Annotated in this window: 13 protein-coding genes; 11 read left to right on the top strand and 2 right to left on the bottom strand. The window is 43.2% G+C overall.

All coding sequences use genetic code 11. The features are described 5' to 3' along the window. The first annotated feature begins 28 nt into the window (after window positions 1-28). From CW370_RS10860 to CW370_RS10820, 9 genes are all read left to right on the top strand, one after another. On the top strand, window positions 29-688 hold the full coding sequence (locus CW370_RS10860) for a sugar transferase (protein WP_003242561.1): 660 nt from the start codon (window positions 29-31) through the stop codon (window positions 686-688). 55 nt (window positions 689-743) lie between these two features. Continuing rightward, on the top strand, window positions 744-2,195 hold the full coding sequence (gene tuaB / locus CW370_RS10855) for a teichuronic acid biosynthesis protein TuaB (RefSeq protein WP_024573116.1): 1,452 nt from the start codon (window positions 744-746) through the stop codon (window positions 2,193-2,195). After that, the gene (gene tuaC / locus CW370_RS10850) at window positions 2,192-3,361 is read left to right on the top strand and encodes a teichuronic acid biosynthesis protein TuaC (protein ID WP_024573115.1); all 1,170 of its coding nucleotides are present in this window, start codon (window positions 2,192-2,194) and stop codon (window positions 3,359-3,361) included. The genes tuaB and tuaC overlap by 4 nt, the downstream gene beginning before the upstream one ends. A gap of 61 nt (window positions 3,362-3,422) precedes the next feature. Further along, window positions 3,423-4,808: a UDP-glucose 6-dehydrogenase TuaD gene (tuaD, locus tag CW370_RS10845; RefSeq protein ID WP_024573114.1), complete on the top strand. Its 1,386-nt coding sequence runs from the start codon at window positions 3,423-3,425 to the stop codon at window positions 4,806-4,808. Window positions 4,809-4,892: 84 nt separating this feature from the next. Beyond that, window positions 4,893-6,359, top strand: coding sequence for a teichuronic acid biosynthesis protein TuaE (gene tuaE / locus CW370_RS10840; protein ID WP_029946412.1), 1,467 nt, complete (start codon window positions 4,893-4,895; stop codon window positions 6,357-6,359). Window positions 6,360-6,387: 28 nt separating this feature from the next. Further along, a complete protein-coding gene (tuaF, locus tag CW370_RS10835) occupies window positions 6,388-7,068 on the top strand; it encodes a teichuronic acid biosynthesis protein TuaF (protein ID WP_024573113.1) in 681 nt (226 codons plus the stop codon). Window positions 7,069-7,091: 23 nt separating this feature from the next. Continuing rightward, on the top strand, window positions 7,092-7,850 hold the full coding sequence (tuaG, locus tag CW370_RS10830; RefSeq protein ID WP_003242619.1) for a teichuronic acid biosynthesis protein TuaG: 759 nt from the start codon (window positions 7,092-7,094) through the stop codon (window positions 7,848-7,850). A gap of 28 nt (window positions 7,851-7,878) precedes the next feature. Then, complete coding sequence (gene tuaH / locus CW370_RS10825) at window positions 7,879-9,072, top strand: teichuronic acid biosynthesis protein TuaH (protein WP_080262665.1); 1,194 nt, start codon at window positions 7,879-7,881, stop codon at window positions 9,070-9,072. 144 nt (window positions 9,073-9,216) lie between these two features. Further along, window positions 9,217-10,293 carry an MraY family glycosyltransferase gene (locus tag CW370_RS10820; RefSeq protein ID WP_003227975.1) on the top strand — a complete coding sequence of 359 codons (1,077 nt, stop codon included), beginning with the start codon at window positions 9,217-9,219 and terminating at the stop codon, window positions 10,291-10,293. 72 nt (window positions 10,294-10,365) lie between these two features. Here the strand turns inward: CW370_RS10820 and tagV are convergent, their stop codons facing one another. Both tagV and CW370_RS10810 read right to left on the bottom strand, forming a co-directional pair. Then, window positions 10,366-11,541 carry a polyisoprenyl-teichoic acid--peptidoglycan teichoic acid transferase TagV gene (gene tagV, locus CW370_RS10815; RefSeq protein ID WP_101169637.1) on the bottom strand — a complete coding sequence of 392 codons (1,176 nt, stop codon included), beginning with the start codon at window positions 11,539-11,541 and terminating at the stop codon, window positions 10,366-10,368. Continuing rightward, window positions 11,541-12,194 carry a YigZ family protein gene (locus CW370_RS10810; RefSeq protein ID WP_003227979.1) on the bottom strand — a complete coding sequence of 218 codons (654 nt, stop codon included), beginning with the start codon at window positions 12,192-12,194 and terminating at the stop codon, window positions 11,541-11,543. Before CW370_RS10810 ends, tagV begins: the two co-directional genes overlap by 1 nt. Window positions 12,195-12,410: 216 nt before the next feature. On the opposite strand from CW370_RS10810, the gene degS reads away from it, so the two are divergent. Then, window positions 12,411-13,568 (top strand): two-component sensor histidine kinase DegS, encoded by a 1,158-nt coding sequence (gene degS, locus CW370_RS10805; RefSeq protein ID WP_003227983.1) that lies wholly within the window; start codon window positions 12,411-12,413, stop codon window positions 13,566-13,568. An 82-nt stretch (window positions 13,569-13,650) separates the two neighbouring features. Next, window positions 13,651-14,340 (top strand): two-component system response regulator DegU, encoded by a 690-nt coding sequence (gene degU / locus CW370_RS10800; RefSeq protein WP_003219701.1) that lies wholly within the window; start codon window positions 13,651-13,653, stop codon window positions 14,338-14,340. The last annotated feature ends 96 nt before the right edge of the window (window positions 14,341-14,436 follow it).

Here is a 14,436-nt window from a genome sequence, read left to right as displayed (position 1 = left end):
TCCCAAACAAATCGTGAGGTGTGTGTCAGTGAGTGCAGAGAAAAGCATGAATGTGAGTCGTGAATTCTCAGTTCAGCAAATACATTCTTTTACATTATCTGAAAAGACGGCTCGTTATTTGGCAATAAAGCGCGTAATGGATATTTGGTTTGCGCTCATTGGGTTGGCGATTGCGCTGCCAATGATTGCGGTATTTTCAATATTGATTTGTTTGGAGACGCCGGGGCCTGCCATTTATACGCAGGAACGCGTAGGGAAAGGCGGGAAACCATTTAAGCTTTATAAGCTTCGTTCCATGAAAATAGATGCCGAGAAGTCTGGGGCGGTTTGGGCACAGAAGCAAGATCCGCGGGTGACAAGGATCGGAGCTTTTATCAGAAGAACGAGAATTGACGAGCTTCCTCAGCTGTTTAATGTGCTGAAAGGCGATATGAGTATGATTGGCCCTCGTCCGGAACGGCCCGTATTTACGGAAAAATTCCAGAATGAGATTCCAGGCTTTACACAGCGTCTGGCTGTTAAACCGGGATTGAGCGGCTGGGCTCAAGTGAACGGCGGTTACGATATGACGCCGAAGGAAAAGCTGATATTTGATTTATATTACATTCGCAATCTGACTTTCACTTTAGAATTAAAAATTATGTTAAAAACTTGTAAAGTAGTTTGGACGGGTGATGGTGCAAGATAAAACGGAATGCCATTATTCACCATCAATCTGAGCTTAAAAAGAAGTAGGGAATATGATGCCAAGTATTACAAAACAAATCATGAGCGGTGCAAAGTGGACAAGTATTTCAACCATGTGTATTACAATCATACAAATTGTTCAGTTTGCCCTGCTTGGAAATATGATGACCTTAACAGAATTTGGGCTTGTCGGCATGATCACAACGGTTACAGTTTTCGCCCAGATTGTGCTCGATATGGGTTTTGGCGCAGCATTAATTCAGAGAGACGACGCGACGGAGCGCCAGCTGTCAACATTGTATTGGCTTAACATTATGACGGGCGTTTTGCTGTTTGTTCTTTTATATGTGAGCAGTCCTGTCATTGCGGGATTTTATCAAAGTGAAGAGCTGGTGTTTCTGGTTCGGATTCTGGCGATTATGTTTTTGATCGCGCCAATTGGACAGCAATATCAGTATATGCTGCAAAAGCAGCTGCATTTTAATACGTTAAGCAAAATAGAGATTTTTTCAAATGTATTGTCATTCGGATATTTAGCGATAGCGGTTTTTATGATGGATGCGATTTTGGCGTATGTGATTTCTCAAGTCCTGCTGCAGTCCAGTAAAGGGATTTTATATTGGGCTGTATACCGAAAAAAGTGGCATCCTGCTTTTGTTTTTGATTTGAGAGGCATGAAGGATTTCTTTTCTTTTGGAGCCTTTCAGCTTTCATCCCGTCTTGTGAACAGGCTGGGAGCAAATATCGATATGATTTTGATCGGCCGGTTTATTGGTGCTGAAGCATTGGGGATTTATAACCTCGCTTATCAGATTGTCACCATTCCGGTTTTGAAGATCAATCCGATTGTCACACGGGTGGCATTCCCTGTTTTCGCAAAAAACAAATATGAAAACAGCGTGATCAGAGAAGGCTTTCTGAATATGACAAAAATGCTGGCGCTTGTTTCGTTTCCGCTGTTAATCGGGCTCGTGTCTGTGTCAGACGCCTTTATCACAGCGGTTTTCGGAGAAAAGTGGCTTGCTGCTGTTCCGATCCTAAATGTTCTGGCCATTGTCGGGATACTAAGAGTGCTCATGAATCCAAATGGATCTGTGTTGCTGGCTAAAGGAAGAGCTGACTTAGCGTTTTATTGGGATTCCGGCGTGCTGCTGCTGTACGGATTATCACTGTTTGCAGCTGTACAGACGGGAAGCCTGCTGACAGTCGCATGGGTGTATGCCATTATCAGCGTTGTTAATTTCCTGATCGGGCGCTGGCTTTTGGCATATGTCATCAAGCTTAACCTTTCAGCTTATTTCCAGTCGATTATGAAGCCATTTCTGATTACTGCGGCGATGGGCATCATCGCGTTTGGTGTAAGCCTCAGTACCGAACACTTCAGTATGCAGGCAGAAATGCGGTTGGCCATTTCAGTTGCGGCCGGGGCGCTGTGCTATCTCTTTCTTTTGGTAAAAGCGTACCCTCAAACGAAAAGCAAACTACTAAGAAAAGGACGTTTGTCATGAAGATTTTGTGGATCACAAGCGTATATCCGAGCAGTATGAAACCCGGAGAGGGTGTGTTTCATGAGACACAGGTGCAAGAGCTGCAAAAACTCGGGCTTGATATCACTGTGATATGCCCACGGCCTTTTCATTCAGCGCCTGTCCGCATGTTGAAAAAGACATATCGAAAAAAGGATGCCAGACCGGAGTATGAGGTTAGAAAGGGGATACCGGTTTACCGGCCTTTCTATCGGGCAGTTCCCGGCCAGCTGAAGTGGGCGCAGCCTCATCGGAGAATCGCATCAGCCGTTTTAAAAACCATGAAACAGCGCGACCTATATCCGGATCTGATCCATGCTCATTTTGCCATGCCATCGGGCGGGGCTGCGGCAGTCGTGTCAGAGTCAGCGCAAATTCCTTATGTCCTGACCTTGCATGGCAGTGATGTGAATGTCTATCCGCATTACAGCAAAGGAGCGTTTAAAGCCTTCAAGCGTGCCGTAGGTTCTGCGTCAGTTGTTTTAGCAGTCAGCCACAAGCTTCAGGAAGAAGCCAAAAAGCTTTCGGGCTTTGACAGCTCGGTTTTGCCAATCGGCATACAGCTCAGCCGTTTTCAGGAGAATGAGGAGACGAAAGAGGAAATAAGAAAAAGACTCGGACTCCCGCTCGATCAGCGTCTGGCTGTCTATGTCGGCCGGCTGGTCAGAGAGAAAGGCATTTTTGAACTGTCTGAAGCGATCGAATCTCTGCAGGACTCTCCTAAGGCAGTCTTTGTCGGGGATGGTCCCGCAAAATCGACGCTGACGCAGAAGGGGCATATCGTCACAGGCCAAGTCCCGAATCATCAGGTAAGAGACTATTTACTTGCGGCAGATCTATTCGTGCTTCCTTCTTACAGTGAGGGGATGCCGACTGTTGTGATTGAGGCGCTGGCGCTAAGGGTTCCTGTTATTTGTACGGATGTTGGCGGAGTGTCGTCTTTATTCGGAAAGCACCAACATCTGCTGATTAAACCGAAATCCGCTCAAGCCTTGGCGGAAGCGATCACTCGGTACGAACATGAGCAAATATGGAAGCCGGAAGTAGCAGATGACTTGTATGAAACCGTGCAGGCTCAATTTGACGCAGGAAAAAACGCCAAGGCCTTGCATCATCAGTATCAGACGGTCACGAAAACGTCCGTTTAATCGTAAGAAACTGCGACCAATATAAATAGGAAGATCATTTTACAGGAGAGGGATGAGCGCTGTGAAAAAAATAGCTGTCATTGGAACAGGTTATGTAGGACTCGTATCAGGCACTTGCTTTGCGGAGATCGGCAATAAAGTTGTTTGCTGTGATATCGATGAATCAAAAATCAGAAGTCTGAAAAATGGGGTAATCCCAATCTATGAACCAGGGCTTACAGACTTAGTTGAAAAAAATGTGCTGGATCAGCGCCTGACCTTTACGAACGATATCCCGTCCGCCATTCGGGCCTCAGATATTATTTATATTGCAGTCGGAACGCCTATGTCCAAAACAGGTGAAGCTGATTTAACGTACGTCAAAGCGGCGGCGAAAACAATCGGTGAGCATCTTAACGGCTACAAAGTGATCGTAAATAAAAGCACAGTCCCGGTTGGAACAGGGAAACTGGTGCAATCTATCGTTCAAAAAGCCTCAAAGGGGAGATACTCATTTGATGTTGTATCTAACCCTGAATTCCTTCGGGAAGGGTCAGCGATTCATGACACGATGAATATGGAGCGTGCCGTGATTGGTTCAACAAGTCATAAAGCCGCTGCCATCATTGAGGAACTTCATCAGCCATTCCATGCTCCTGTCATTAAAACAAACCTAGAAAGTGCAGAAATGATTAAATACGCCGCGAATGCATTTCTGGCGACAAAGATTTCCTTTATCAACGATATCGCAAACATTTGTGAGCGAGTCGGCGCAGACGTTTCAAAAGTTGCTGATGGTGTTGGTCTTGACAGCCGTATCGGCAGAAAGTTCCTTAAAGCGGGTATTGGATTCGGCGGTTCATGTTTTCCAAAGGATACAACCGCGTTGCTTCAAATCGCAAAATCGGCAGGCTATCCATTCAAGCTCATCGAAGCTGTCATTGAAACGAACGAAAAGCAGCGTGTTCATATTGTAGATAAACTTTTGACTGTTATGGGAAGCGTCAAAGAGAGAACCATTTCAGTCCTGGGATTAGCCTTCAAACCGAATACGAACGATGTGAGATCCGCTCCAGCGCTTGATATTATCCCAATGCTGCAGCAGCTGGGCGCCCATGTAAAAGCATACGATCCGATTGCTATTCCTGAAGCTTCTGCGATCCTTGGCGAACAGGTCGAGTATTACACAGATGTGTATGCTGCGATTGAAGACACTGATGCATGCCTGATTTTAACGGATTGGCCGGAAGTGAAAGAAATGGAGCTTGTAAAAGTAAAAACCCTCTTAAAACAGCCAGTCATCATCGACGGCAGAAATTTATTTTCACTTGAAGAGATGCAGGCAGCCGGATACATTTATCACTCTATCGGCCGTCCCGCTGTTCGGGGAACGGAACCCTCTGACAAGTATTTTCCGGGCTTGCCGCTTGAAGAATTGGCTAAAGACTTGGGAAGCGTCAATTTATAAAAAGAAAAAGTGTTACTTGGTTGAAGCTGCCGGCTGCTAGGCTCGGCCGCCGGCTCCTGAAACATCAGGAAAGGGGTTAAACATGTGAGTATCAAACGATCAGCGGTCCATACGCTAGCGTTACTGGCCGCTGCTATATTTGGAGTCGTCCTATTGCTGGGAGCCATCCATAAAGATATAGGTTTCATGCAGATGGCTGCTGTGCTTGCGGTGTTGGCAATTGGCCTGTTTTTACTGACGCTTGCAACCGCATTTACAACAAAAGAACGGCTCTTTATGGCTGTAATCTATATTTTGATCGCCTGCACTTTTTTAAATAATGCATTTTTCGCCATTCATCTTGGATTTTTCAGTTTGTTCCTTTACCGGCTTCTGCTCATTGCAGCGGGTTGCCTTCATATTTTCGGCATGGTTCGGAATCGAACCCATATTGAAAGATGGCATGGGCTGCAAGTAAAAGGGATATTGCTCTTTTTCGCCTTTTGGTTTATATATGGCCTTGTTTCTCTGCTGTGGGCCAAGTCGGTAACAGTTGGCCTCAAGTATTTAGCCTTATTGGCTATGGGAATTTTCTTCATTTATCTTATTGTCATGTACGTGCAAAAAATGGAGCGGCTGATGATTGTTTATGCCATTTGGCTGGTGATGACGGTATTTCTGATGATCATTGGTTTTTACAATCATATCACCAACCATCATCTTGCGAGTTCCACATTATACAGCGGACCGGAGTATAAGCAGCATTATCCGACATCGGTCTTTTTTAATCAAAATGACTTTGCGACCTTTTTATCCATCAGCTTCTTTTTTTACATCACGATGATGAAAAACATTAAGAATGGATACATCAGGGCAATTGGCCTTGTGCTCTCGCTCTGTGCGTTGTATTTAATTTTTGCCACTGGTTCAAGAGCCAGCCTTCTGGGGATTTTTGCAGGTATTGCTGTCTACATCTTCATTGTATTGCCGCCTGTTTTAAAGAAAATGGCTATATGGCTGTCGGCGGCGGGAATTGCTCTTTTCGCAGTTCTTTTCGCCAGCAAAATCTTTTCAAAGTTTTGGGAGCTGTTTTTGGCCCCGCAGACGCTACATTCATTTCATGACAGGCTTCCATCAAATGTGGCTCGGGCAAATCTGCTGAAAAACGCTTGGCATTTTTTCCTTGATTCATACGGATTCGGAGTCGGAGCAGGAAATGTATCCTATTATCTTGAGCATTATGCTGTATATGATACTGACAATGTGGCAGAGGTGCATAACTGGCTTGTTGAAATTCTGGCTAATTTTGGCTTGTTCATCATGCTTGGATATCTGTCCATTTATGCCTACCTCATATGGACGCTTTACAAGTTTTATGAAAGAAAATTAGAAAATCAGTCAAAACTGATCACAGAAGGACTTATTACCGCTATGGTCAGTTTCCTGGTATCAAGTATCAGCCCAAGCTCTGTTTCAAATTTATTTTTCCATTGGGTGTTTATGGCGCTCGTCATCGCAGCCGTGAATGTGTTAAGGCGATCCAGACAAATGCCTGAGCCGATGTACAGATAAACAGACTACAAAAAGCAGGGAGACTTATATGAACGATATATTGATAAGAATAGCCCGTCGCATAAAAAAAAATATCATTTGGATCATAGCGGTGCCAATTATATTAGGTGCGGCGGGGTATATCCTGCCGTCACAGATCGCTGATCAAAAGAGCTATACAGCTGAAGATACCTTGGCTGTGGGGAGCTATGATCATCCGGTTTATAACAGCACAGAAGAGATTCCGCTTCTGCTAAAGAGCGACTCTTTTTTGAAGGAGGCGCTTCCTGATGAAAAGGATGAAGATGTAGCAGAAATCAAAGAGAAGCTTACAATCAAAACGGAATCCAAATCGTTACTGACTTTAAGCTATAGTGACGAGGATAAGGATAGAACGGAATCTGTCTTAAACGCCATATCCTCCACCTTCCTCAAAAACGATCAAAAGCTGTATGCAGAAAGAGAAGCCGTCATCCGCAGCAGCATAGACGCGCTTGAAGGCGAGTCGGTGAGCGAGGATTCCAAAGTGGATAAAGAGAGATTTTTGTATGAGCTCAAAAACACACAGCTTAACCTGAAAGCGGCAAGTATTACTGATTCCGAAACCGTAAGTGAGACAGCAGGCGGCGGAATGTCTCCGAAAAAGAAAGCAGTTCTCGGCGTTATGATTGGCCTTACGATTGCCTTTATGTTCGTTGTCATTCCTGAATTTTTCAGGGAATCCTTTTAAAATCATACGATGGAGATGTGATCATGACCAATTGGAAACCTCTCGTATCTGTCATTACACCTTCCTATAATGCGCGTGACTATATTGAAGACACGGTTCATTCGGTATTAGATCAGAGCCATCCTCATTGGGAAATGATTATCGTGGATGATTGCTCAACGGATGGGACCCGCGACATTTTACAGCAGTATGAAAAAATAGACGAAAGAATTCATGTGGTGTATCTGGAAGAGAACTCCGGAGCTGCGGTTGCTCGCAACAAAGCGTTGGAACGCGCTCAAGGGCGCTACGTAGCATTTTTGGACAGTGATGACAAATGGAAAAAAGACAAACTGGAAAAGCAGCTTGAGTTTATGATGGAGCGCTCCTGTGCGTTTTCTTTCACGGGCTACAGCTTAATGGCGCAGGACGGGACCCCACTCGATAAATTTATTCATGCGCCGGAAAGCCTGACGTACGATGACGCCCTGAAAAATACAATTATCGGCTGCTTGACGGTGATGATTGACAGGGAGCAAACGGGACAGATCCAAATGCCGAATATCAGAACGAGACAGGACTTAGCCACATGGCTGTCTCTTTTAAAAAAAGGATTTACTGCCTATGGAATGAATGAATGCCTGGCTGAATATCGGCTTGTCAATAACTCAATTTCCAGCAACAAATGGAAGGCTGCGAAAAAAACGTGGTTTGTCTACAGGGAGATCGAACGGCTTCATTTTATGAAAGCAACATGGTGTTTTGTTCAATATGCAAAAAACGCGGTGAAAAAAAGATTATAGCCGCAAACAGAGAGAAAAGGTGATGAAGGTGGAAACAAAAGAAGCAATCATTCATGTCATCGTTGCCACTGCTGAATGGGGAAAAGACCAATTGAGATACAGAAGGCACCGGCTGGCAGAATTTTTAGCTGCTCAGGAGGAAACGAAGGAAGTTATTTGGGTATGTCCGGCTCCGCGTGCCCAAGGGAAAGAGTTTCAGGAAGTCCATTCTGGCATCAGGCAATTCGCTGTCAAAGACCTGCTGCAGAAAAAAATGTTTCGTTTCGGACGATATACAGATGTCTTTTACAGGCATAAGCTCTCCCCATTACTCGATGAGCTTACACCTGCTTCTGCAAACGGTGAACGCTGCTGTTTATGGTACACGTTTCCTGGATTCCCGCTGCTGTCTTCGCTGTATCCTTGGGATCAGGTCATTTATGACTGCAGTGACTTATGGGCGGCGCCGATCAGCGGCCGATCAAATCTGCTGTCTGAATTCCGGCGAAAAGTCATTAAAACGGCAGAGCTGAGAATTATACAACGAGCAGATTCAATAACCTGTTCATCAGATTATCTTCACAAGGAAGTAGACAAAAAACTGACTGCAGGACGAGAAAAGGTTCATACTGTGGAAAACGGTGTGGAGTATGAGCTGTTTTCTGCAAATAAACAAGCTCCCGATCGCAGTATACTGCAGGGGAGAGAAGGAACAGTGTTAGGTTTTATCGGTGGAATTAAACCGAAGCTCGATTTTAAAATGATTGAAGAAGCCGCCCTGCAAAAGCCTGATTGGACATTTTTATGGGTTGGCCCGGATGCCACTAATGGTGACGTTTCGTTTCAAGAGCTGCTGAGGCTTCCAAATGTCATATGGACCGGCCCGGCAGATCCGAAAGAAGTTCCGCATTTTATGGAGCTTATCGACATTGGCATCATGCCTTATAAAAAATCATCGTATAATCAAGCTGTGTTTCCGCTGAAACTATTTGAATTTTTAGCGGCAGGAAAACCTGTCGTCGGCTCTAATCTTCCGTCAACCTCAAAAATGCAAAAGCCGTATGTATACGAATATGTAGAAGGCGATCATCCGATTGATTTTATAGCCGCTTGTGAAAAAGTTCTCGGTCAAAACGGAGACGAGACCTATAAAGAAATGCGCCGAAACATCGCCCGGACACAAGATTGGAATTGCTTATTTAGACAAATTATGAAATATACAGGGATTCAAAAACATGCGTAGTCCTATAAATTGGGATGCGCGTTTTTTGATTATACGTGTTTCTTTTTGATGAAGCTTGTTATAATAACTAAGGAGAAGGTATAATGGAAGGAACGGTTCTCTATATAAATAAAGACTTCATTTAATTCCAAAGGAGACTTCTTTATGCTTGACGAACGCATGATTCGCATTGTTGTTGCGTTTATTGTCTCGCTGCTGACAGTTTTAATCATAACCCCAATCGTAAAAAGGATTGCGATTAAAATAGGTGCAGTTGACCAGCCCAGCAATCGAAAAGTACATGACAAAATCATGCCCCGCATGGGCGGGCTGGCCATATTTATCGGGGTGGTTGCAGGCGTGCTTGCATCCGGTATTTACACAGAAACAAGGATGACGGCAATTACAGTCGGAGCATTCATCATTATTGTGTTAGGTATTCTTGACGATAAATATCAATTAAGTGCAAAAGTTAAGTTTTTGATTCAATTAGGTGTAGCCATTATGATTGTAAGCACCGGCTTAAAAATGGACTTTTTCTCAGTACCTTTTTTAACAGAACGATTTGAGTTAGGATGGATGGCTTATCCGCTGACGGTATTATGGATTGTCGGCATCACGAACGCAATTAACCTGATTGATGGATTGGATGGCCTTGCTGCCGGTCTTTCTGTTATCGGTCTGTCAACGATCGCTGTCATGGCGCTATCCGGCGGAAAAGTGCTCATTCTGTCACTCTCATTAGTCGTTATTGCCAGCACGCTGGGGTTTTTGTTTTACAACTTCCACCCGGCAAAAATCTTTATGGGAGATACGGGATCACTTTTTTTAGGATATAGTATTTCGATTCTTTCATTATTAGGCCTGTATAAAAGTGTCACATTGTTCAGTATCGTTATCCCGATTATTATATTAGGCGTACCGATTTTTGATACAACATTTGCTATCATCAGGAGAATATTAAACAAACAGCCGATTTCAGCGCCTGATAAGTCGCATATTCACCATAGACTGATGGCCTTTGGCCTTTCACATCGGATGTCGGTCTTAGTTATTTATTTAATTGGATTTATTTTCAGTATCAGTGCGATTGTACTTAAAAGTGCCACAATTTGGCTTTCTTTGTTTATTATCTTCATTTTAATTATTTTTATGCAAATCATAGCAGAAGTGACAGGACTCGTGAATGAAAAATTTAAGCCGTTTACAAAGTTTTATAAACGGCTGGTGAAAAGGAATTAAACATTCCGGCTTATGTGCCGGAGTTTTTTTCTGCGCAAAAATGCCCGATCCTCTAAAAGGACCGGGCATTTTTTAATAGGATGAATCAGTTGTTGAATTCGTTGTACTGTTGTTTGAGCTTGTGCTGCTGTCATTCGAATAGCTGCTTCCGCTCGTCGTCCCGTCAGTTGTTGTGCCAGTGCTGCCAGAACTGCTTGAGCTGTCAGCCCCGTCTGTTGCATTTCCGGTACCGGAAGTGCCAGTGCTTGTATCAGGAGTATAATCTAAATGCTCTTGAAGCGTTTTTCTGACTTTCTCGAGATTTGTAGCATCAGGTTCAAAGTAATATGTGTTGTTAGGCCCTAAATACAAATCAGAACCTGTAATGCTCAATGTGTCGATTTTTTTGCTGGTAAAGCCGCTGTAAATCTGCTGAAGCGCTAAACCTTCAGTAATGCGAATATTGGTTTCAACGTTTTCGCTGGCTTTTTCTGCGATTTTATCAATTTTAGCAATGTTGCTTGCACTTGACATTCGGTCAATCAGCGCGTTTAAGATTTGTTTTTGTCTGTCATTACGGCCAAAGTCTCCGCGTTTATCCTGTTTTCTCATCCGGGCATATGCTAAGGCTTCTTCGCCGTTCAAATGCATCTCGCCTTTTTTGAAGTAAATCCGTTTGCTTTCGTCTACATCACTTTTTTCATCGAAATCGAAAGGCACGTCTACATCAATACCGCCGACTTCATTAATCACATCTTTAAATCCGTCAAAATCAACTGTGACATATTTATCAATCGGGATTTGCAAGAAGTTTTCAACAGTTTCAACTGTCTCATCTTTACCGCCTTTGCTGTAAGCGGCATTGATCTTCGTCTTGCTTCCCGTTGTGTCACCAGCTAATTGCACACGTGTGTCACGCGGAATGCTCAGCATTTTCATGGTTTTATTTTTGGGATCCAGGGTAACAACAATAAGAGAGTCTGATCTCCCTTTTTGTCCTTTAGTCGCGTAATCCTCTATTCCCATAAATAAAATAGAAAACGGTTTTTTCTTCATGTCTACAACTTCGTTGCGAAGATTTGATTTATTCCCGCGGGATAGGGCATCGTACGATTCATCCGCAGCGTTTATGGTTTTATAAAGTTTATATCCGCCAAGCCCCACAACTACCAATAGTGCAAGGGCGAACAATAACATAATTCTTTTTATAATTTTCCTGCGTTTGCTCTTTTTCTTTTTTCGCACACGCACTCTAACGCGTTCAGCCATTATTCAGTCTCCTTTATGTGATTGACGGCTTTTTCAAGATACGTCAACTCTCCCTCTTTAATATCACTCTTTCCATTTGTCAGTTCTGTCATCCATTCAGAAAAAGCGTTTGTTTCTTTTTCTTCGACGTATGTTTCGAATTCAACATTTTCTGAATAATGGATTTCCTTTAACAGAAATTGTGACTCCCTTAATTCGTTTTCAATCTTGCCAAGCCATGTGTAATCTGCAGAAGTATGCATGATTCGCATAAGCTTCCGTTCTACAACACCTATATGATTTAATCCTTCAGACACTGATTTCCCATAAGCGCGAATTAATCCGCCAGCACCAAGCTTAATGCCTCCGAAGTAGCGTGTAACAACGGCGCAAGTATCCTTCAGTCTGCGTTTTTTTAAAACCTCGAGCATCGGCACTCCCGCTGTACCGCTTGGTTCTCCGTCATCATTGGCTTTTTGGATATGATCATTCTCGCCAATAACATAAGCCGAGCAATTATGAGTCGCATTCCAGTGCTGTTTCTTTATTTTCTGTATAAATTCCTGTGCCTCTTGTTCGGTAGAAACACGGCTTAAATGACAGATAAAACGCGATTTTTCTATAACAATCTCGTGTTCTCCTGCTTCTTTCACAGTAAAATAGCTGTGCAGCATGCTAGCTGACCCTCCTGCTAAGCATAAAAGACTGCCTATACAAATTCGTACAGTCTTTAGAATTTTTGTGCGTATTTTGGTATCATAAAGAGTAGATAGTATATAAAAATGTTTTTTTCTAGAATATACGCATTCTTTCATTATAATTCGACATAATTTGCAGATCAATTACATTTATAATAAAAATATATGACAACGCCGTGACGGAGGGAAATTATGAATAAAACAAAGATGGATTCCAAAGTGCTGGATTCTATTTTGATGAAGATGCTGAAAACCGTTGACGGGAGCAAGGACGAAGTTTTTCAAATCGGGGAGCAGTCACGCCAGCAGTATGAACAGCTGGTCGAAGAACTGAAACAAATTAAACAGCAGGTGTATGAAGTGATCGAGCTTGGCGATAAACTTGAAGTGCAAACCCGCCATGCGAGAAACCGTTTATCCGAGGTCAGCCGTAATTTTCATAGATTCAGTGAAGAGGAAATCCGCAATGCTTATGAAAAAGCCCATAAGCTGCAGGTAGAATTGACGATGATCCAGCAGCGTGAGAAGCAATTGCGCGAACGGCGGGACGATTTGGAGCGCAGATTGCTAGGGCTTCAGGAAATCATTGAGCGGTCAGAATCATTAGTAAGCCAAATTACAGTTGTGCTCAACTACTTGAATCAGGATTTGCGCGAAGTTGGACTGCTTCTTGCTGATGCTCAGGCAAAACAGGATTTCGGCTTAAGAATTATTGAGGCGCAGGAAGAAGAGCGAAAAAGAGTCTCAAGAGAAATCCATGACGGACCCGCTCAAATGCTGGCGAATGTTATGATGAGATCGGAATTAATCGAGCGGATTTTCCGTGACCGGGGCGCAGAGGACGGGTTCCAAGAAATTAAAAATCTACGCCAAAATGTTCGGAATGCCCTTTACGAAGTGAGAAGGATTATATATGATTTAAGACCGATGGCCCTTGATGACCTAGGCCTGATTCCAACTTTAAGAAAATATCTATATACAACCGAGGAATATAACGGGAAGGTCAAAATACATTTTCAGTGCATTGGAGAAACAGAGGATCAGAGGCTAGCGCCTCAGTTTGAGGTTGCGCTCTTCAGGCTCGCACAGGAAGCTGTGTCTAATGCGCTAAAGCATTCTGAATCTGAAGAAATTACAGTCAAAGTTGAGATCACAAAGGATTTTGTGATTTTAATGATAAAAGATAACGGTAAAGGGTTCGACCTGAAGGAAGCGAAAGAGAAGAAAAACAAATCATTCGGCTTGCTGGGCATGAAAGAAAGAGTAGATTTATTGGAAGGAACGATGACAATAGATTCGAAAATAGGTCTTGGGACATTTATTATGATTAAGGTTCCGTTATCTCTTTGACTATGATTTGTAAAATAGAGCCAAAAGGCATATTGACCGAATGCTAGAGTATATAGAACAATAATACAAGGAGGCGTGGCTTGTGACTAAAGTAAACATTGTTATTATCGACGACCATCAGTTATTTCGTGAAGGTGTTAAACGGATATTGGATTTTGAACCTACCTTTGAAGTGGTAGCCGAAGGTGATGACGGAGACGAAGCGGCTCGTATTGTTGAGCACTATCATCCTGATGTTGTGATCATGGATATCAATATGCCAAACGTAAATGGTGTGGAAGCTACAAAACAGCTTGTAGAGCTGTATCCTGAATCTAAAGTAATTATTCTATCAATTCACGATGACGAAAATTATGTAACACATGCCCTGAAAACAGGTGCAAGAGGTTATCTGCTGAAAGAGATGGATGCTGATACATTAATTGAAGCGGTTAAAGTAGTGGCTGAGGGCGGATCTTACCTTCATCCGAAGGTTACTCACAACCTCGTTAACGAATTCCGCCGCCTTGCAACAAGCGGAGTTTCTGCACACCCTCAACATGAGGTTTACCCTGAAATCCGCAGACCATTACATATTTTAACTAGGCGGGAATGTGAAGTGCTGCAGATGCTTGCAGACGGAAAAAGCAACCGCGGTATTGGTGAATCATTGTTTATCAGTGAGAAAACCGTTAAAAACCATGTCAGCAATATTTTACAAAAAATGAATGTAAACGACCGGACGCAAGCCGTTGTGGTCGCCATTAAAAATGGCTGGGTAGAAATGAGATAGTATAATAGGAGACTTGCCTTTTTCTAGGCAGGTCTTTTTTTAGGCTGCCGTTTCCCTTACAATAGAGTTATAAAGCAATAAGGCAGGTATCGAAGC

The organism is Bacillus sp. SN32 (assembly GCF_002837495.1).
GTDB classification, from domain to species: domain Bacteria; phylum Bacillota; class Bacilli; order Bacillales; family Bacillaceae; genus Bacillus; species Bacillus subtilis.
The sequence above is the reverse complement of the archived record's forward strand: the minus strand, read 5'-3'. Positions and strand labels throughout refer to the sequence as shown.